The sequence below is a fragment of the Sphingomonas sp. M1-B02 genome, assembly GCF_026167525.1.
In the GTDB taxonomy this organism is placed as follows: Bacteria; Pseudomonadota; Alphaproteobacteria; order Sphingomonadales; family Sphingomonadaceae; genus Sphingomonas.
In genome coordinates, this window is the sequence record NZ_CP110679.1 from 2078639 (window position 1) to 2096568 (window position 17930).

The 17930-nt window shown below is 65.7% G+C and carries 18 protein-coding genes and 1 tRNA gene; 9 read left to right on the top strand and 10 right to left on the bottom strand.

The annotated features are described in order from the left end of the window. Nucleotides 1-112: 112 nt before the first annotated feature. The 3 genes from fghA to OKW87_RS10010 form a co-directional block, all read right to left on the bottom strand. The gene (gene fghA / locus OKW87_RS10000; protein ID WP_265544083.1) at nt 113-952 is read right to left on the bottom strand and encodes an S-formylglutathione hydrolase; all 840 of its coding nucleotides are present in this window, start codon (nt 950-952) and stop codon (nt 113-115) included. Beyond that, complete coding sequence (locus OKW87_RS10005; protein ID WP_265539120.1) at nt 949-2061, bottom strand: S-(hydroxymethyl)glutathione dehydrogenase/class III alcohol dehydrogenase; 1113 nt, start codon at nt 2059-2061, stop codon at nt 949-951. The genes fghA and OKW87_RS10005 overlap by 4 nt, the downstream gene beginning before the upstream one ends. Nucleotides 2062-2122: 61 nt before the next feature. Beyond that, a tRNA-Thr gene (locus tag OKW87_RS10010) sits at nt 2123-2197 on the bottom strand. Between the two features lie 91 nt (nt 2198-2288). Between OKW87_RS10010 and OKW87_RS10015 the strand changes: the two genes are divergently transcribed. Beyond that, nucleotides 2289-2411, top strand: coding sequence for a hypothetical protein (locus OKW87_RS10015; protein ID WP_265539122.1), 123 nt, complete (start codon nt 2289-2291; stop codon nt 2409-2411). 18 nt (nt 2412-2429) lie between these two features. Here OKW87_RS10015 and OKW87_RS10020 read toward each other — a convergent pair whose 3' ends face one another. Beyond that, a complete protein-coding gene (locus OKW87_RS10020; RefSeq protein WP_265539124.1) occupies nt 2430-4226 on the bottom strand; it encodes an aminopeptidase P family protein in 1797 nt (598 codons plus the stop codon). Between the two features lie 204 nt (nt 4227-4430). Here OKW87_RS10020 and OKW87_RS10025 point away from each other — a divergent pair, with 204 nt between their 5' ends. Both OKW87_RS10025 and OKW87_RS10030 read left to right on the top strand, forming a co-directional pair. Beyond that, on the top strand, nt 4431-6494 hold the full coding sequence (locus OKW87_RS10025) for a S9 family peptidase (RefSeq protein WP_265539126.1): 2064 nt from the start codon (nt 4431-4433) through the stop codon (nt 6492-6494). 3 nt (nt 6495-6497) lie between these two features. Further along, nucleotides 6498-6938, top strand: a complete 441-nt coding sequence (locus OKW87_RS10030) for a hypothetical protein (RefSeq protein ID WP_265539127.1) — start codon at nt 6498-6500, stop codon at nt 6936-6938. 290 nt (nt 6939-7228) lie between these two features. Here OKW87_RS10030 and OKW87_RS10035 read toward each other — a convergent pair whose 3' ends face one another. Beyond that, entirely contained in the window at nt 7229-7435 is a 207-nt protein-coding gene (locus tag OKW87_RS10035) for a hypothetical protein (protein ID WP_265539128.1), read from the bottom strand. Nucleotides 7436-7594: 159 nt separating this feature from the next. Here OKW87_RS10035 and OKW87_RS10040 point away from each other — a divergent pair, with 159 nt between their 5' ends. Together OKW87_RS10040 and OKW87_RS10045 are read left to right on the top strand one after the other, a co-directional pair. Continuing rightward, on the top strand, nt 7595-8104 hold the full coding sequence (locus OKW87_RS10040; protein WP_265539129.1) for a thermonuclease family protein: 510 nt from the start codon (nt 7595-7597) through the stop codon (nt 8102-8104). A 75-nt stretch (nt 8105-8179) separates the two neighbouring features. Continuing rightward, entirely contained in the window at nt 8180-9097 is a 918-nt protein-coding gene (locus OKW87_RS10045) for an ankyrin repeat domain-containing protein (RefSeq protein ID WP_265539131.1), read from the top strand. 9 nt (nt 9098-9106) lie between these two features. Here the strand turns inward: OKW87_RS10045 and OKW87_RS10050 are convergent, their stop codons facing one another. Beyond that, nucleotides 9107-9595: a winged helix-turn-helix transcriptional regulator gene (locus OKW87_RS10050; protein ID WP_265539133.1), complete on the bottom strand. Its 489-nt coding sequence runs from the start codon at nt 9593-9595 to the stop codon at nt 9107-9109. A 148-nt stretch (nt 9596-9743) separates the two neighbouring features. On the opposite strand from OKW87_RS10050, the gene OKW87_RS10055 reads away from it, so the two are divergent. The 3 genes from OKW87_RS10055 (at nt 9744) to OKW87_RS10065 (ending at nt 13367) form a co-directional block, all read left to right on the top strand. Further along, the gene (locus tag OKW87_RS10055; RefSeq protein WP_265539134.1) at nt 9744-10058 is read left to right on the top strand and encodes a CC_3452 family protein; all 315 of its coding nucleotides are present in this window, start codon (nt 9744-9746) and stop codon (nt 10056-10058) included. 102 nt (nt 10059-10160) lie between these two features. Beyond that, on the top strand, nt 10161-12248 hold the full coding sequence (locus OKW87_RS10060) for a RelA/SpoT family protein (RefSeq protein WP_265539135.1): 2088 nt from the start codon (nt 10161-10163) through the stop codon (nt 12246-12248). Nucleotides 12249-12338: 90 nt separating this feature from the next. Beyond that, entirely contained in the window at nt 12339-13367 is a 1029-nt protein-coding gene (locus OKW87_RS10065; RefSeq protein WP_265539136.1) for a glycosyltransferase family 2 protein, read from the top strand. Here the strand turns inward: OKW87_RS10065 and OKW87_RS10070 are convergent. Continuing rightward, nucleotides 13364-14095 carry a class I SAM-dependent methyltransferase gene (locus tag OKW87_RS10070; RefSeq protein ID WP_265539138.1) on the bottom strand — a complete coding sequence of 244 codons (732 nt, stop codon included), beginning with the start codon at nt 14093-14095 and terminating at the stop codon, nt 13364-13366. The two genes, OKW87_RS10065 and OKW87_RS10070, sit on opposite strands and share 4 nt — an antisense overlap. A 3-nt stretch (nt 14096-14098) precedes the next feature. Beyond that, nucleotides 14099-14491 carry a GtrA family protein gene (locus OKW87_RS10075; RefSeq protein ID WP_265539140.1) on the bottom strand — a complete coding sequence of 131 codons (393 nt, stop codon included), beginning with the start codon at nt 14489-14491 and terminating at the stop codon, nt 14099-14101. Nucleotides 14492-14654: 163 nt separating this feature from the next. Between OKW87_RS10075 and OKW87_RS10080 the strand changes: the two genes are divergently transcribed. After that, on the top strand, nt 14655-16439 hold the full coding sequence (locus OKW87_RS10080) for an AcrB/AcrD/AcrF family protein (protein ID WP_265544084.1): 1785 nt from the start codon (nt 14655-14657) through the stop codon (nt 16437-16439). On the opposite strand, the gene OKW87_RS10085 is transcribed toward OKW87_RS10080, so the two are convergent. Continuing rightward, nucleotides 16396-17037 (bottom strand): MarC family protein, encoded by a 642-nt coding sequence (locus tag OKW87_RS10085; RefSeq protein WP_265539142.1) that lies wholly within the window; start codon nt 17035-17037, stop codon nt 16396-16398. The genes OKW87_RS10080 and OKW87_RS10085 overlap by 44 nt on opposite strands. Continuing rightward, a complete protein-coding gene (gene folD, locus OKW87_RS10090; protein WP_265539144.1) occupies nt 17034-17909 on the bottom strand; it encodes a bifunctional methylenetetrahydrofolate dehydrogenase/methenyltetrahydrofolate cyclohydrolase FolD in 876 nt (291 codons plus the stop codon). Before folD ends, OKW87_RS10085 begins: the two co-directional genes overlap by 4 nt. Nucleotides 17910-17930: the final 21 nt, after the last annotated feature.

Sequence of the window (17930 nt, forward strand, 5' to 3'; positions counted from 1 at the left end):
GCCGCTGTCGGCGTCGCCTGACCATTTGTCAGGTAACACTGACACTAGTGGCGGAGATTCGTCAGCTTGTCAAGCAACCCTGACCATTTGCGATGCGAGCCTGACTTTGAACTCAGCGCCCAAGCCGTTCGGCATGCCAGGCGACATGATCGGCCATGAAGGTCGAGATGAAATGATAGCTGTGATCGTAGCCCGGCTGCATTCGCAGCGTCAGCGGGATGCCGGCGGCGGCGCAGGCATCGGCAAGCAATTCGGGACGCAATTGCTCCGCGAGGAACTGGTCGGCGTCGCCAATGTCGACGAGCAGTTCGGCCGCGCGGGCGCCATCCGCGATCAGCGCGCAGGCGTCATACGCGCGCCACGCGCTCCGGTCCGCGCCGAGATAGCCGCTCAGCGCCTTCTCGCCCCACGGCACCTGCGACGGCGCGACGATCGGCGAGAAGGCCGAGATGCTCCTGAAGCGATCCGGGTTGCGCAGCCCGATCGTGAGCGCGCCATGCCCGCCCATCGAATGGCCGGTAATGCCCTGCCGATCCATGTCCGCGGGGAACTCGGCGGCGACCAATGCCGGCAGTTCCTGCTCGATATAGCTGCGCATCCGGAAGTTCGCGGACCAGGGGGCTTCGGTCGCGTCGACATAGAAGCCCGCGCCCTGGCCGAAATCATAGGCCGAGTCGTCGGGCACCTCTTCACCGCGCGGCGAGGTGTCCGGCGCGACGAAGATCACACCCAGCTCGGCGCAGGCGCGGCGATACTCGCCTTTGTCGGTGACGTTGGCGTGGGTGCAGGTCAGGCCGGACAGATACCAGAGCAGCGGCAGCTTCGCACCGGGCGCGTGGGGGGGAACATAGACCGAGAAGGTCATGTCGGTGCCGGTGACGGCGCTGGCATGCCGGTAGACGCCCTGGACGCCGCCATGCGCCCGGTTGGTAGAGAGCGTTTCCACGGTCAGTAGACGACGACCGAGCGGATGCTCTCGCCCGCATGCATCAGCTCGAAGCCCTTGTTGATCTCCTCCAGGCTGAGGACATGGGTGATCATCGGGTCGATCTCGATCTTGCCGTTCATGTACCAGTCGACGATCTTGGGCACGTCGGTGCGGCCCTTGGCGCCGCCGAATGCGGTGCCGCGCCAGTTGCGCCCGGTGACGAGCTGGAACGGGCGGGTGGCGATTTCCTTGCCGGCCTCGGCCACGCCGATGATGATGCTGGTCCCCCAGCCGCGGTGGCAGCATTCAAGCGCCTGGCGCATGACGTCGGTATTGCCAGTGCAGTCGAAGCTATAGTCGGCCCCGCCATCAGTAAGTTGCTGAACCGCAAAGATGACCTCATTGCTCGTCAGTCCGCGGGCGTCGATGAAGTCGGTCATGCCGAAGCGGCGACCCCATTCCGCGCGATCAGGGTTGATGTCGACGCCGATGATCCTGCTCGCACCCGCCATCCGCGCGCCCTGGAGCACATTGAGACCGATCCCGCCGAGCCCGAACACGACGATATTGTCGCCGACCTGGACCTTGGCAGTGTTGACCACCGCGCCGACGCCGGTGGTCACGCCGCAGCCGATATAGCAGCTGGTCTTGAACGGCGCGTCCGCGCGGATCTTCGCCACTGCGATCTCGGGCAGGACGGTGAAGTTCGAAAAGGTCGAGCAGCCCATATAATGGTAGATGGGCTGGCTCTTATACGAAAAGCGCGTGGTGCCGTCGGGCATCAGCCCCTTGCCCTGGGTGGCGCGGATCGCGGTGCAAAGGTTGGTCTTGCCACTGAGGCACGACTTACATTGGCGGCATTCGGGCGTGTAAAGCGGGATGACATGGTCGCCCGGCTTCACGCTGGTGACGCCCTGCCCGACCTCGCGGACGATCCCCGCGCCCTCATGGCCGAGCACGCTGGGGAACAGGCCTTCCGAATCGAGCCCGTCGAGCGTGTAGGCATCGGTGTGGCAGATGCCGGTGGCCATGATCTCGACCAGCACTTCGCCGGCCTTGGGGCCTTCCAGATCGAGTTCGACGATCTCGAGCGGCTGCTTGGCTTCGAACGCGACGGCGGCTCTGGTCTTCATGCGATTCTCCTTGCTTGCGCGCCTGATCGGGGATGCGATCGAGGGTTGCAAGGAAGGAAAATGGTGCTGCCGGTGAGGATTGAACTCACGACCTCAGCCTTACCAAGGATGCGCTCTACCACTGAGCTACGGCAGCACTCGCGACGGGCCGGGCCCGGGCGGGAGGGGCCTATGTGCTCGGGGGCGGGCGATTGTCAAGGCGAAGCCTGAGCGCCTATCACGCGCGGATGGACGATGCGGAGAAGAAGGCGCGGCTGGCCGAGGCGCTGCGGGCCAATTTGCGCAAGCGCAAGGCGCAGGCGCGCGAGCAAGTGGCCCCGATCGAGCCGCCGCCCGCGAAGGACCCGTAGCCCTTTCGAATCGCGCGCTCAGGCGATCGGCGCGCATTTCCCTTCCAGCCAGCGCAATTCCTCGCCTTCCAGCTGGGCGCCGACTATGTCGAGCACGCGCTGATGATAGGCGTCGAGCCAGGCGCGCTCGCCTTGGCTCATCAGGCTCGGCTCGATCAGGCGGCGCTCGATCGGCGCCAAAGTGAGCGTTTCAAAGCCGAGCATCGGCTGTTCGGCGCCTGGAATATCGCGCGCAGCGACGAGCACCAGATTCTCGATGCGGATGCCATATTCGCCGGCCTTGTAATAACCGGGTTCGTTCGAGAGGAACATGCCCGCGCGCAGCGGCTCGAGCGACTGGCCGCCGGGATAATAAGGCTGGGCGATTCGCTGCGGGCCCTCGTGGACCGACAGATAGGCGCCGACGCCGTGGCCAGTGCCGTGGGCGTAATCGCACCCGATTTCCCAAAGCGGGCGCCGTGCGAAACTGTCGAGCTGGGCACCGGTGGTGCCGTCGGGGAACAGCGCAGTGGCGAGGGCGATATGCCCCTGGAGGACGCGGGTGAAGCGATCCTTCATCTCCGCGCTGGGCTCACCCACCGGCACCACCCGCGTCACGTCGGTGGTGCCATCGGCATATTGGCCGCCCGAATCGACCAGATAGAGCTGGCCGGGTTCGATCGGCAGGCTCGATTCCTCGGTCACCTTATAATGCGGGATCGCGGCGTTGGCGCCGGTGGCCGAGATGGTGTCGAAACTCAGATCCTTGAGCACCCCGGTCGCCTCGCGAAACTGCTGGAGCCGCGCCGCGGCGCTCAGCTCGGTCAGCGCGCCCTGCGGCGCCTCTTCCTCGAACCATTTGAGAAAGCGGACCAGGGCGACGCCGTCGCGCGCCTGCGCCGCGCGATGCCCGCTTATCTCGGCGCTATTCTTGATTGCCTTGGCCAGCACCACCGGATCGCGCAACGCCAGGATGCGCGCACCGCCAGCATCGAGCGAATCGAAGATCGCGGCGACCGCGCGCTCGGGATCGGCGGCGACTCGCTTGTCGCCGAGGCTCGCCAGCGCGGCGGCGAAATCGGCGCGATCGCGGACGCGGACCGCATTACCGAGATGCTGGCGCACGGCATCGGTCAGCTTGCCCGGCGCGGCGAAGAATTCGGCCGTGCCGTCGGAATGGACGATCGCATAGGCAAGCGCGACCGGCGTGTGCGAAACATCGTCGCCGCGCACGTTGAACGCCCAGGCGATCGAATCGAGCGCGGAGAGGATGACGGCATCGGCCTTCCGATCGGCGAGCCAGTCGGCGATCTCGGCGCGCTTGGCGGCGGACGACTTGCCGGCGGTGGCATCGTCCTGGACCGTCAGCTGGGCGTCGGAGGGCGCGGGCTGCTCGGCCCAGACCGCGTCGATCGGGTTCGCGGCGACCGCGACCAGCTCGGCGCCCTTCTCGGCCAGCGCCTTGCGCGCTTCCTCGACCCAGGCGCGGGTGTGGAGCCAGGGATCATAGCCGATGCGGCCGCCGTCGGGGGCATGTTCGCCGAGCCAGTCGGCGACGCTGACCGCGGGCACCGGCACATAGTCCCAGGAATCGGCCGAGACCTGCTGGCGTACCTGGAGCGTATAGCGCCCGTCGGTAAAGATCGCGGCTTCCTGCGGGAGCACCACCGCGGTGCCCGCCGAGCCCTGGAAGCCGGTCAGCCAGCCGAGCCGCTGGGCATATTCACCGACATACTCGCTCATATGCTCGTCGGTGAGCGGTACGACGAACCCGTCGAGTCGGTCGCGCTTGAGTTGCTCGCGCAGGGCCTGGAGTCGATCGGCGTAGCTGGACATGTCAAACCTTCTGCGTGCGGAACTGTGAAGCGTGCGATCTCCTGCGCCTTTGCGCGCACCGCAAAGAGAGGCATTCGTCCTCAAATAAGCGATTGCGGACGAATTTCCACTTCGGAAGCCCCTGTGGCGGGGGCGATGCGCTCGATGCAGGCGAGCTGGCGGCGCAGGCTTCGACAGGGCTGCATCCTGGGCTAAGGGACGGGGATGAATGATATCCCCAAACCACCGATCGCCGCCACGCGCGCCCACAGCTTCTCCGCCCATGGCGTGACGATCGACGATCCCTGGGCATGGCTGAAGGACCCCAATTACCCCGACGTCGGCGACAAGGACGTGCTTGCCTATCTCGAGGCCGAGAACGCCTATTTCGAGGCGGTGATGGCGCCGCACAAACCGCTGTCCGAGACCCTGTTCAAAGAGATGCGCGCGCGGATCAAGGAAGACGAATCGACCGTGCCGCAAAAGGACGGCGACTGGATCTACTGGACCGATTACGAGACCGGCGGCGAATATCCGCGCTGGTGGCGCAAGCATGTCGATGGCGGCGCGGATCAGTTGATCCTCGACGAGCCGGCGCTCGCCGCGGGCAAGGACTATTTCCGGCTGGGGGCGATCAGCGGCAGCCCCGATGGCCGCTGGCTCGCTTACGCGATCGACGACAATGGATCGGAACGGTTCGAGGTTCGGGTCAAGGATCTCGAGAGCGGCGAATTGCTGCCCGATATCATCCCGGGGATGCTTTCGGAGATCGTCTGGACGTCCGATTCGAAGGGTTTCCTCTATGGGGTCGCCAACGAGAATTGGCGCACCGATAATGCCCGCTGGCACAAGCTGGGGGATCCGATCGAGGCGGACCTGGAGATCTTCCGCGAGGCCGACGAAGGCTACCGCGTCGCGGTGGGCGAGACTCAGTCGCGCAAATGGCTTTTGGTCTCGACCGGCGATCATGTGACCAGCGAAGTCTATCTGCTGCCCGCCGACAATCCGGCGGCGGAGATGGTGCTGGTCGCACCGCGCAAGCCCGGCCGCGAATATGATGTCGACGAGCATGACGGCACGCTCTTCATCCACACCAACGATTTGGATCCCAATTTCCGCCTGGTGACCGCGCCGGTGGAACGGCCAAGCGAATGGACCGAGCGGATCGGCGCTTCGAAGCAGTTCTACATGACCGGGGTGGAGTGTTTCGCCGACTTCTTCATCGTCGAGGGGCGCGAGGACGGGCTCGATCAGATCGAGCTGCATCGCTACGACCCTGCCATTCCGCCGGTGCGCCTCCCCTTCCCCGAGGCGAGCTATGTCGCGGGACTGGGCGACAATCCCGAATATGCGGTGACCAAGCTGCGGCTGGGCTATGAGTCGATGGTCACGCCGGGGACGGTGCAGGATTATGACGTCGCGACGGGCGCGCTCGAGACGCTGAAGGTGCAGGAGATACCGAGCGGCTACGATCCCGCCAAATATCGCACCGAGCGGCTCAAGATCGCGACGCGCGACGGGACGCAGGTTCCCGTGTCGATTGTCTATCCGAAGGACTTCCCCCGCGACGGGACCGGCAAGCTCTATCTCTATGCCTATGGCGCCTATGGCTATGCGATCCCGCCGGGCTTTTCGACCAGCCGGATGTCGTTCCTCGATCGCGGCATGGCCTTCGCGATCGCGCATATTCGCGGCGGCGACGATCTGGGGCAGCAATGGTATCTCGACGGCAAGCTGGCGAAGCGCGAGAATACGTTCAACGACTTCGTCGACTGCGCGAAGGGGCTGATCGAACTCGGCTATACCAAGGCGGGCAATATCGCGATCGCCGGACGATCGGCGGGGGGCGAACTGATGGGGGCGGTCGTCAATTCCGATCCCGAATTGTGGGGCGTGGTGGTGGCCGACGTGCCGTTCGTCGACGTACTCAACACGATGCTCGACGAGAGCCTACCGCTGACCCCCGGCGAATGGCCCGAATGGGGCAATCCGGTGGAGGATGCGGAGGCCTTCCGGCTGATCCACAGCTATTCGCCCTATGACAATGTGAAGGCGCAAGCCTATCCGCCGCTGTTCATCTCGGGCGGACTCAACGATCCGCGGGTGACCTATTGGGAGCCGGCGAAATGGGCCGCCAAGCTGCGCGCGACCAAGACCGACGACAACTGCCTCGTCCTCAAGATGAACATGGGCGCGGGGCATGGCGGCAAGTCCGGCCGCTGGGAAAGTTTGAAGGAAGCCGCCGACGAGATGGCGTTCGTGCTGTGGCAATTGGGCGTGGAGGAATGAGGCATGTCGATATTGCTGTTGGCGCTCGCGCAGGCGGTCTCCGCTCCTGATCCGGAGGCGCTGCGGCTGGGGCGGCGGCTGGCGGAGACGGGGACGCTCGCAGCGCTGCTGCCGATCGTCACCGTCAAGGAGCGCGAAGAGCTGCTACGCGAGCATCCCGAATGGAGCGATGCCGACAAGGCCGCCTTCCGGGCGACCGCGGACGAGGTCGCCAAGGCCGCAACCGCGCGGCTGATGGAGGCGAGCGGACGCGCCTATGCGCGGATATTGTCGCTCCCGGACCTCCGCGCGCTGGTGGCGTTCAACGAAGGCGCGGCAGCGACGCGATGGCGCGCTGCGACGCCCGCGGCGGTGCTCGAGTCGATGGGCGCAATGGGCGGGTTCGATTACAAGAAGGAAGCGCGAGCGGCGTTCTGCGCGAAGAGCGGCAAGGGTTGCGACTAGCGGCGCACGACCGGACGCGGACCCTTGGCTACATCTCCCACCCGGGCGCAGGCCGGGGCCCAGTATCCGCGGACTGGAGTTCGCAGCCGCCGTCTCGAACAGCTCGAAACCGGATCCCGGCCTGCGCCGGGGTGGGCGTTGGCCAAGCCGTGGCCCAGTCGCAATCTCTCGACTGCACTCCGCCCTCGCTACTTCCGCGACCCTCGGTCATCCCGGGGAGAGCCGGCATCCAGAGTCCAGCAGGACGTTGCTTTCCAACCCTGGATCCCGGTTTTCGTCGAAATGACGGTTCAGGTGGGCCCAGGTCCGGATTGAGTCGCCCGCTCGATCAGCTTGGTCTCGCGGTGGCACTGGTGGCAGAAGGCGAAGTCGAAGGTTTCGCTCAGGACCCAGGCCTGCTGCTCGACGCTCCATTCCGCCCAGGCGTCGCGCGTGACCGCGACGCCGCCGCATTGTTCGCATGCATGTTCGACCCGAGGCGGCCTTGCTTCAGCCATGCGCGACCATAACCCGCCAACGGTCCGCTTTGGAGAGAACAATGTCCGTTACGGAGCGAATTCAGAACCGATCCGAAGGCGATGCGATTTGCCGCAGGTCGCTCCGCTGCAGACATGCTCGCAAGACTTTGCTTACCCCTGCGGGCCTAGGGGGGAAGCATGCGACGCTCCCCTTCCCGATCCCGCCAGACAAGCTGGCGCGACCTGCGGACGATGCTGCTCGGCGGGATTTGTGCGGGGCTCGCATTCGCGGGGTGGAGCGTGATGCGCGAGCAGCCGGTGGCGCCCGCCGCCGTGGCAGCGGACTCGCGTGGCGAGGGCGAGACAATACGCTTGGGCCTGTGCCACGGCGGCGGCGGGACCAACTGCGTGGTCGACGGCGACACGATCTGGATGGCCGGCGAGCGGATTCGCGTGGCCGACATCGACGCGCCCGAGAGACACCCTCCGCGCTGCGCGGATGAAGCGCGATTGGGAGAGGCGGCGACGCTGCGGCTGCAGGCGCTGCTGAACGCCGGCCCGGTGACGTTGGAGACGGGCGCGCGCGATGCCGATCGCTACGGCCGCAAGCTGCGCATCCTGACTCGCAACGGCCGATCGCTCGGCGACCAATTGGTCGACGAAGGCCTGGCCCGCGCCTGGGAGGGCCGGCGGCGCGCCTGGTGCTGAGGGTCGGCAGATAAAGGCTTGATCGCGAGGCTTTTCCCCATCAAATTTCGGCCAAGACATTTGGGGGAGAGACCTATGCGCAGGCTGGCGCAATCTATTCTGCTCGGGCTGCTCGTCGCGGGCGGAGTCGCCGGCGGTGGCGCGGTGATCGCATCGGGAGCGTCGGTCCAGGCCGACCCGTTCGACACCGCGCGCTATCTGATCAAAGTCAAGGACAGCGCCGGCGCGCTCACTTTGATCGACAGCGGACAGTTCGACATCAATCTACAGACGGACGAGGGCTATAGCCTGCTCCATTATGCCGCCGAGGCCGGCGATCTGGCGCTGGTGAGGGCGATGCTCGAGCGCGGCGCCGATCCCAATCTGAAGAACAAGCTCGGCATGCTGCCCTATCAGAGCGCTTACTCGACGCTGGTGAAGGCCGAGCTGCGCAAGGCGATGGCCGCGGGCAAGCCGGCACCGGCCGGACAGGCGGCCGGACAGGCAGCCGGACTGGCAGCCGGACTGGCAGCCCCGGGCAGCTCCGGCATGTGCGAAATGGCGCGCAACGCACCCGCGAGCAGCAGCCGATCGCCGGCCCTGCGCCCGTTCCTCGCCGCCAGGGACGCGATCTGGTACAACCATCCCGACGAGCTGGCCGGCCTGATCGAGGATTGCGTCGCGGTGAACAGCCAGGACGAATATGGCTGGACCCTCCTCCACCAGGCGGCGAGTCGCGACCGGGTGGCGCTGGCGAAGATCCTGCTCGATCGCGGCGCGAGCAAGACGATCCGCAACAAGGACGGCGACACCGCAGGCCAGCTGGCGACATCGCCCGAAATGAAAGCCCTGCTGGGGGGAAGCACCGCCGCGACGCCGAAGCCGACGACTGCGCGCGACACCGAATGCCAGCAAAAATATCGGGCCGATGCGGCGCTCTGCTCGGATTCGACGTGCAAGATGGGATCGATGCGCAAATGGCAGCAATGCCTGAAGACCGGGCGCTACTGGTAGGCGATCGGCTTATTCGGCGGCGCGCACCGACTCGCTCTCGACTTCCTCGGGCAGCGCCCAGACGAGATCCTCCTTCTGCAGGACGCGCCCGTCATGCGCCTGGACCGCGACCTGGCCAATCGGCTTGCGATCGCGCGCGTCGACGAGGACGGGGAAGGCCGGGACCCTGGTCTCCCAGCGCTCGCCCCATTGGCGCAGCGCGATCATGGTCGGGAGCAAGGCATAGCCCTTGTCGGTAAGTCGATATTCGATTTTCCGACGATCCTCCGGGCAGGGTCGCCGCTCGAGAATGCCCTTCTCGACCAGCCGCGAGAGGCGATTGGCGAGGATGTTGCGGGCAATGCCGAGCTCGGACTGGAATTCTTCGAAATGGTGGAGACCATTGAACGAGCCGCGCAGGATCAGGAACGACCAGCGTTCGCCCATCGCTTCAAGCGCCGCCGGAAGGCTGCATTCGGTCGCCAGCTCGCGCAGGGATTCTCTGATCGCACTACCCATGACCGACCATTACTCCAATTCCCGCGCTGCCCAAATGGCATAAGATACTGCAACGCAGCACTAGTTTCTGCTTGCAACCTACATTGCTGTCAATTAACTCTTGGGCGCAACTCGATTGCAGCAGAACATCCCCCAGGAGGACCTGTCCATGAACCGTATTCACGCTGTCGCGGCGATCGCCGCGGCGACGCTGGCGTTCGCGCCCACCGCCGGCTTCGCCCAGACCGTTCGTGGCTATTATGCCGCTACACCGGTCGCCGCCCCCGCCAAGAGCAGCCTCGTCACCCGCTCGACCGTCTGGAAATGCGGAGAAGGCGTCTGCCTCGCAGCCAAGGCGAATGCCCGCGACACTATCATGTGCGAGTTGGTGGTGCGCGAGATCGGGCAGGTTTCGGCATTCCGCGCAAACGGGACCGATTTCGATGCCGAAGCGCTTGCGAAATGCAACGCCAAAGCCCGGTGAGGCGGACAGGACCGCATTTCTTCTCCCCTTGTAGGGCGGAAGAAGTGCGGTCCTCCCACTAAATCATTGCAATGCAGCGCGCCGGGTGCCCATTTAGGCACTGTGCTGCGTCAATATGAACTTGTCGACCGGGTCCTGTCCTACGACCCCGATGCCGATGAAGCGCTCCTCAACCGCGCCTATGTCTTTTCGGTAAAGGCGCATGGCACCCAGAAGCGCGCGTCTGGCGATCCCTATTTCAGCCATCCGATCGAAGTCGCGGGCATCCTGACCGACTTGCATCTCGATGCCGAGACGATCGCCACCGCGATCCTGCACGACACGATCGAGGATACGGTCGCCACGCCCGAGGAGATCCATCGGCTGTTCGGCGCCAATGTCGCGCGGATGGTGGACGGCGTCACCAAGCTTTCCAAGATCGAAGCCCAGACCGAGAATGAGCGCGCGGCGGAAAATCTGCGCAAATTCCTGCTCGCGATGTCGGACGATATCCGCGTGCTGCTGGTCAAGCTGGCGGACCGGCTGCACAATATGCGCACGCTCCACCACATCAAGAATCCGGAAAAGCGCAAGCGTATCGCCCGCGAGACGATGGACATCTATGCCCCGCTCGCCGAGCGGATCGGCATGTATGAGTTCATGAAGGAGATGCAGAGCCTCGCCTTCCGCGAGCTCGAGCCCGAGGCGTTCGAATCGATCACCAAGCGGCTCGAGGCGCTTAAGACCGAGGGCGTCGACCGGATCGCCAAAATCTCCTCCGGGCTCAAGCTGCTGCTCAGCCGAAACGGCATCGACGCAGAAGTGACCGGGCGCGAGAAGCATCCCTATTCGATCTGGCGCAAGATGTCCGAACGCCATGTCAGCCTGGAGCAGCTTTCGGACATCATGGCGTTCCGCGCTACGGTGAAGAATGAGGAGGAATGCTATCGCGCGCTGGGCGTGATCCACCGCCGCTGGCCGATGGTGCCGGGGCGGTTCAAGGATTATATCTCGACGCCGAAGCGCAACGGCTATCGCTCGCTCCACACTTCTGTGATCCACGCCGAGAATATGCGCATCGAGATCCAGATCCGCACGCAGGACATGCACGCGCAGGCCGAATATGGGCTAGCGGCGCACTGGGCATACAAGCAGGACGCGGTGCGGCCCGACACGCAGGTGAGCTGGATCCGCGACCTGATCGAAATCCTCGATCATGCCGACAGCCCCGAAGAGCTGCTCGAACATACCCGCATGGCGATGTATCAGGATCGCATCTTCGCCTTCACCCCCAAAGGCGAGTTGATCCAGCTGCCCAAGGGCGCGACCCCGGTCGATTTCGCTTATGCGGTCCATTCGAATCTCGGTGACCAGGCGGTGGGCGCCAAGATCAACGGTCGCGTCGTTCCCCTGCGCACCGAAATCGAGCAGGGCGACCAGGTCTCGATCCTGCGCTCCAAGGCACAGGAACCGCAGGCCAATTGGCTCAACTTCGCGATTACCGGCAAGGCGCGCGCGGCGATCCGCCGCCACATCCGCCACAAGGAGCGCGACGAGACGGTCCGGCTGGGGCACAAGCTCTATGACGACATATTGCTGCGCCTCCCCACCCCGGCCGCGCCCGAAGCGCTGGTCAACGCGCTCAAGCGGCTGAAGCTGCCCGACGAGGCGGCGCTGATGGAGGCGATCGCCCGCCGCCAGCTGACCGATTCGCAGGTCATGGAAGCGGTGATGCCCGGATCAGCCGAGGGCAACGACCATGAGATGCCTTCCCAAAGCGCGGCGATCGACATCAAGGGCCTCACTCCGGGTGTGGCGTTCCACCTCGCCCCCGATTGCCACCCGGTGCCCGGCGACCGCATCGTCGGGGTGCGCCGGGCCGGCGCGCCGATCGAAGTCCATGCAATCGATTGCGCCGGGCTGGCCGACACCGACGAAGAGGATTGGGTAGACCTCAGCTGGGGCGACAAAGCCGAGGGCGGCGTGGCGCGAGTGGAAGTGACGCTGAAGAACGAGCCCGGCGCGCTAGGCGCGATCGCGACCTTGATCGGGCAGCACAAGGCGAACATCCTGGGGCTGCGGCTGGATAATCGCGACACGACGTTCCACACGAACACGATCGACCTTGAGGTGCGCAATGCGGCGCATCTGGTGCGGTTGCTAGCGGCGATCCGGGCAGCGGACGCGGTTAGCTCGGCGGATCGGGTTTAGGTTCTCCTTCTGCCACGTGGCAAAGGGATATCGCGCGCCCTGCCTACGCCCGCCTCGACGGCGGCACGGGGCGTCGCTACACAGCGCGGCATGCAGCGTCCCAAGCTTTCCGTCGTCATTCCCTGCTACAATGAAGAGGCGTGCCTCGAGATGCTGCACGCGCGCGTCTCGGCGGCGGCGCGGGCGGCGGTGGGCGATGATTATGAGATCGTCCTGATCAACGACGGTTCGCGCGATGCGAGCTGGCAAGTGATGCAGCGGCTGTCGGCGAGCGATCCGCGGCTGGTCGCGATCAACCTGTCGCGCAACCATGGCCATCAGCTTGCGCTGACCGCAGGGCTGGATCTGTGCGCCGGCGAGGAAATCCTGATCATCGACGCCGACCTGCAGGATCCGCCCGAATTGCTGAGCGAGATGCGCGCGGCGATGGCAGCGCAGGAGGCGGACGTCGTCTATGCAGTGCGGCGCAAGCGCGAGGGCGAAAGCATCTTCAAGAAATTGACCGCGGCGATCTTCTATCGCGCGCTCGATCGAATCACGGATACGCCGATCCCGCTCGACACCGGCGATTTCCGGCTGATGACCCGGCGCGCGCTCGACGCCTTCCTGTCGCTGCCCGAGCAGGCGCGCTTCATCCGCGGAATGGTGGCGTGGATCGGCTTTCGCCAGGTGCCCTTCGTCTATGACCGGCACGAGCGCGTGGCGGGGACGAGCAAATATCCGCTGGGCAAGATGATCCGCTTCGCGCTCGACGCGATTACCGGCTTCTCGACCGCGCCGCTGCGCTTTGCCAGCCATGTCGGCTTGGTGCTGACCGGTGCATCGCTGCTGCTGGTGCTCTATATCCTGGTCGGCTGGCTGTTCGGGCGGGCGATCCCGGGCTGGACCTCGCTGATGCTGGTGGTCGTCGTGCTGGGCGCGGTGCAGATGTTCGTGCTGGGGATGATCGGCGAATATCTCGGGCGGCTCTATGTCGAGTCGAAGCGGCGGCCCTTGTACATCGTCGCCGACGTGGCCGGGCCGGTGCGGGGGCACGCCTCGCTGGGCTATCGCTTCGAGGATTCGGGGCCGGTTAGCGTTTCGCCGCAGGCAGTTCGAAGCGAGAGTGCCGAGGGCTAGGCTTTCGGCACCGCCAGCACGATCAGCGAAAGGCCTGGGGGCAGCGGCACGCGGCCGACCAAGTGCCGCTCGAGGCGGAAGATGCGCTCGAAGATCGCATTCAGCGCCTTGGGCGGGGGCGAATCGTCGCTGTCGTCCTTGCCGGTGAGCTTGCCAACGAAGCGCGCGGCGACGGCGGCGGGGAAGAGCAGCGAATTGAACCAGGCGAGCTTCCGGGGCTCGAGGCCGGCGGCGGCGAGCGCGGCGAGCAGCGTGGCTTTGGAATAGCGGCGCTTATGGTGGTTCACCACGTCGTGCGCGCTCCACATCCACTGGTGCGCGGGGACGGTGATGAGGATCTTGCCGCCGGGCTTCAGCGCGGTGGCGATCGCCTTGAGCGCGGCGACGTCGTCCTCGACATGCTCGACCACGTCGAGCACGGCAACGAGATCATAGCTGCCGGGCTCGACGCCCTCCAGTTCGGGCAAGGGCGAGGTGCCGACCGGTTTACCGAGACGGGCGCTGGCGGTCTCGCGCGCGGTCTCGTCGATCTCGATCGCGTCGATCTCTCCGAATTGGGCCAGCATCGGGAGATTATGCCCGGTGCCGCAGCCAATTTCTAAGATGCGCGAGTCGTTGGGAAGCCCGCCCCAGCGCGTCAGATAATCGGCGAGGATGTCGCGGCGGGCGCGGTACCACCAATGGGTGGTGTCGTGCGCGGCCATGCGTTCATAGACGATGCGATCCATCTCTTATCCGAATACCCAGAGGCGATTGAGCGCGAAGGTGACGAGCGGGGTTACGAACAGGATCGGAATCAGCGGCCACCACCAATCGCCGTTGAACATCGAATCCTCGGTCAGCACCCAGACGAAGAGGCTGTTGAGCCCCAGGCTGACCAGGCTGACCGCGAAGAAGCGGCTGCCGGTCTTGGCGACATTGGCCTCGCCATGTCCCTTGAAGCTCCAATAGCTGTGGAGGAAATAGCCGGTGATCATCGCGAAGAAATAGCCCGCAAGATTGGCGATCGAAGGCGTGGTGATCTGATATTTGGCGAGCGGCGAATAGACCAGCGCATAGACCGCAGTGGCGATGCCGCCGCTGATGCCGAAGCGGATCAGCTGGCCGAGCAGGCCGCTCGCCATCAAAGTTTCAACGCGATACCGTAAAGCCGCCACTAGTCCTGCTTGCCCTTGCGCAAGCCGCCGCCCTAATGCGGACGACGGAGCGAGGGAAGCGATTTTGAAGTTCGGCGCATTCGGCGGTTTCCGCCTCGATCAGGAACTGGACCGGCGCTGGCTGGGGTGGATGCTCGTCTTCTGGGGCTGCGTCGTCGCCTGGTTCCTCGTCCAGCGGCAGGGCAATATCCACTGGCTCGTGCTGGGGGATACCGACGACAATATGCGGCTGATGCAGGTGCGCGCGCTGCTCGCCGGGCAGGGCTGGTACGATCTGCGCCAGTATCGGCTCGATCCGGCGAATGGCGGGTTCGACATCCATTGGTCGCGGCTGGTCGACCTGCCGATCGCCGGGCTGATCCTGCTGCTCAAGCCGTTCCTCGGCATCGCCGCCGCCGAGCGCTGGGCGTGCGGGATCGCGCCGCTGCTGCCGCTGGCGATCACGATGACGGGCCTAACGCTGACGATCCGCCGGCTGGTCGCGCCCTATGCCTGGCCGGTGGCGATGATCATCCTGATGGGCTGCGCCTCGACGCTGCAAATGTATGCGCCGATGCGGATCGACCATCATGGCTGGCAGCTCGCCTGCCTGGCGATGGCAGTGGCGGGGCTGGCCGATCCCAAGCGTGCGCGCGGTGGCGCTACGGTGGGCGTGTCGAGCGCGGTCTCCCTGACCATCGGGCTGGAGATGCTGCCTTATTGCGCGATGGCGGATGCGATCATCGTGCTGCGCTGGATCTGGAACCGCAGCGATGCCCCGCGCCTGGCGGCGCATGGGCTGACGCTGGCGGGCGGATCGGCACTCGGCTTTGCGCTGTTCGCCTCCAACGCCAACCAGGTGATGCGCTGCGACGCGCTGACGCCGGTGTGGCTGAGCGTGATGATGGCGACGGGCAGCCTGTTGTTCGCGCTGTCGCTGGTGCGCGCCGACAGCCGATGGGTGCGGTTTGCGCTGGCGGCGGCAGCGGGCGCGGCGATCGTCGCGGCGTTCGTCTTCTTCTTCCCGCAATGCCTGGGCCGGCCTGAGCAGGTCTCCGACGAGCTGGCGAATATCTGGCTCAACAATGTCCGCGAGGCCAAGCCGATCTACGAGCACCCGCGCAATACGGGCTTCTCGCTCGCGGTGCTGCCGATCATCGGCATCCTCGGCGCGCTGGTTGCCACCTGGCGCGCGCGGCGGACCGAGGCGGCGGTGGCCTGGGCGGCGATCGCCTTGTTCACGACCTTCGCCGGCGCGATGCTGTTGTGGCAGGTTCGCGCAGGGCCCGCGGCACAGATGCTGAGCGTGCCGGGGGCGACGGCGCTGGTCTGGCTGGTGGTGCCCTGGTTCCTGCGGCGATCGTCGATGCTGGTGCGCGTATTGGGATCGGCGGCGGCATTCCTCTTGGTATCCGGGTTGTTTGCCGGGCTGGTGCTCCCCTATCTGCCAGCGGAAAAGGCGGCAAAGGCGGGGTCGAACAAGAGCGCGCGCGCCAATGCCGCATGCGCGCGCATCACCTCGCTAAAACCGCTAAACGCGATCCCCGCCTCCACCTTTTTTACGCATGTCGACATGGGGCCGCGGCTGATCGTCACGACGCACCACAATGCCGTCGCCGGGCCCTATCATCGCAACGGCCAGGCAATCCTCGACGTGCACAAGGCGTTTACCGGGCCGGCCGCTGCGTTCCGTGCGATCGCGGCGAAGCATGGCGCCAACTATCTGCTGGTCTGCCCGGACATGAACGAAACCACGGTCTATCGGGCGCGTAGCCCCAAGGGTTTCTTTGGCCAGCTCTATCGCGGGCAGGTGCCCAACTGGCTCGAGCCGGTGGCGCTGCCGGCCAAATCGCCCTTCCGGCTCTGGCGGATCCGCTACGATCTGCCCGAAATCAATGCCCCGACGCCGCCCGTCCGGCGACCAGGCTTGCCCTGATCCCGTCGATCACGAACTGAGTCGCGAGCGCCGCGAGGATCACGCCGAGCACGCGCGAGATCACCGCCTCGATCCGCGCGCCGACCAGCCGCATCAGCGGCCCGGCGGCGACCAAGGCGACCAGCGTCAGCAGCAGGATCACGCCCATCGCGGCGAGGACGACCGCCGAACTGGCGACGCCATTGGTCTTGGACATCAGCAGCATCACCGCGGCGATCGAGCCGGGACCGGCGATCATCGGCATCGCCATCGGGAAGATCGAGATGTCGGCAGGTTCTTCCGCCCGGACCTTCTCGGCCCGGTCCTCCCGCCGCTCGGTGCGCTTCTCGAACACCATTTCGAGCGCGATCAGGAACAGCATGATGCCGCCGGCGATCTTGAACGCATCGAGGCTGACGCCGAGCGCACGCAGCATCACTTCGCCGAACAAGGCGAAGACGATCAGGATGATCGACGCCACGAACACCGCCCGGATCGCCATCGCGCGGCGGTTCGCGGCATCGGCGCCGGTGGTGAGCCCCGCGAAGATCGGCGCGCAGCCGGGGGGATCGATCACCACGAAGAAGGTGGCGAGCGAAGAGATGAACAGTTCGATCAAATCGCGCGCTCGTCGAGCGGCACGCCTTCGCGGCGGTGCGCGGCGACCAGCGTATTGCGCAGCAGGCAGGCGATCGTCATCGGGCCGACCCCGCCCGGCACCGGGGTGATCGCGCCGGCGACCGAGGCCGCGCTATCGAAATCGACGTCGCCGGTGAGCTTGCCGTCGACGCGATTGATGCCGACGTCGATCACGGTGGCGCCCGGCTTGAGCCAATCGCCCTGCACGAAATGGTCGATGCCCACGGCCGCGACGACAATGTCGGCGTGACGCAGATAATGCGGCAGATTGCGGGTGCGCGAATGGGCGATCGTGACGGTGCAGCTCTTCGCGGTAAGCAGTGCCGCCATCGGCTTGCCGACGATGTTCGAGCGGCCGACGACGACGGCGTCGAGCCCCGAGAGATCGCCGAGCCGGTCTTCGAGCAGCATCAGGCAGCCGAGCGGGGTGCAGGGCACGAAGCCGGGGAGCCCGGTGACGAGGCGGCCGGCATTGACCGGGTGAAATCCGTCGACATCCTTGTCGGGATCGATGCGGAGCAGGACTTCCTGGGCGTCGAGATGATTCGGCAGCGGAAGCTGCACGAGGATGCCGTCGACCGCGGGATCGGCGTTGAGCGTGTCGACCAAAGCGAGCAGCTCGGCCTGGCTTACGTTGGCGGCGGGGCGATGCTCGAAACTTTCCATCCCGGCTTCGCGGGTGGCCTTGCCCTTGCTGCGGACATAGACCGCGGAAGCGGGATCCTCGCCGACCAGCACCACGGCGAGGCCGGGAACCCTCCCGGTCACCTTCTGGAAGGCAGGGACATGCTCGGCCACGCGGGCGCGCAGCCCGGCTGCGAAACTCTTACCGTCGATCAGTTCAGCGCTCATGGCGCTTCTCTTAGAGGGAGA

Excerpts from the sequence above, each read along its gene's own strand:
- OKW87_RS10070 (WP_265539138.1), bottom strand. The coding sequence starts at position 14,095 with ATGGATCGCATCGTCTATGAACGCATGGCCGCGCACGACACCACCCAT.
- OKW87_RS10035 (WP_265539128.1), bottom strand. The coding sequence starts at position 7,435 with ATGGCTGAAGCAAGGCCGCCTCGGGTCGAACATGCATGCGAACAATGC.
- OKW87_RS10075 (WP_265539140.1), bottom strand. The coding sequence starts at position 14,491 with ATGGCGAGCGGCCTGCTCGGCCAGCTGATCCGCTTCGGCATCAGCGGC.
- OKW87_RS10030 (WP_265539127.1), top strand. The coding sequence starts at position 6,498 with ATGTCGATATTGCTGTTGGCGCTCGCGCAGGCGGTCTCCGCTCCTGAT.
- OKW87_RS10050 (WP_265539133.1), bottom strand. The coding sequence starts at position 9,595 with ATGGGTAGTGCGATCAGAGAATCCCTGCGCGAGCTGGCGACCGAATGC.
- OKW87_RS10045 (WP_265539131.1), top strand. The coding sequence starts at position 8,180 with ATGCGCAGGCTGGCGCAATCTATTCTGCTCGGGCTGCTCGTCGCGGGC.
- OKW87_RS10015 (WP_265539122.1), top strand. The coding sequence starts at position 2,289 with ATGGACGATGCGGAGAAGAAGGCGCGGCTGGCCGAGGCGCTGCGGGCC.
- OKW87_RS10065 (WP_265539136.1), top strand. The coding sequence starts at position 12,339 with ATGCAGCGTCCCAAGCTTTCCGTCGTCATTCCCTGCTACAATGAAGAG.
- OKW87_RS10040 (WP_265539129.1), top strand. The coding sequence starts at position 7,595 with ATGCGACGCTCCCCTTCCCGATCCCGCCAGACAAGCTGGCGCGACCTG.
- folD (WP_265539144.1), bottom strand. The coding sequence starts at position 17,909 with ATGAGCGCTGAACTGATCGACGGTAAGAGTTTCGCAGCCGGGCTGCGC.
- OKW87_RS10005 (WP_265539120.1), bottom strand. The coding sequence starts at position 2,061 with ATGAAGACCAGAGCCGCCGTCGCGTTCGAAGCCAAGCAGCCGCTCGAG.
- OKW87_RS10025 (WP_265539126.1), top strand. The coding sequence starts at position 4,431 with ATGAATGATATCCCCAAACCACCGATCGCCGCCACGCGCGCCCACAGC.
- OKW87_RS10080 (WP_265544084.1), top strand. The coding sequence starts at position 14,655 with ATGCTCGTCTTCTGGGGCTGCGTCGTCGCCTGGTTCCTCGTCCAGCGG.
- OKW87_RS10055 (WP_265539134.1), top strand. The coding sequence starts at position 9,744 with ATGAACCGTATTCACGCTGTCGCGGCGATCGCCGCGGCGACGCTGGCG.
- OKW87_RS10020 (WP_265539124.1), bottom strand. The coding sequence starts at position 4,226 with ATGTCCAGCTACGCCGATCGACTCCAGGCCCTGCGCGAGCAACTCAAG.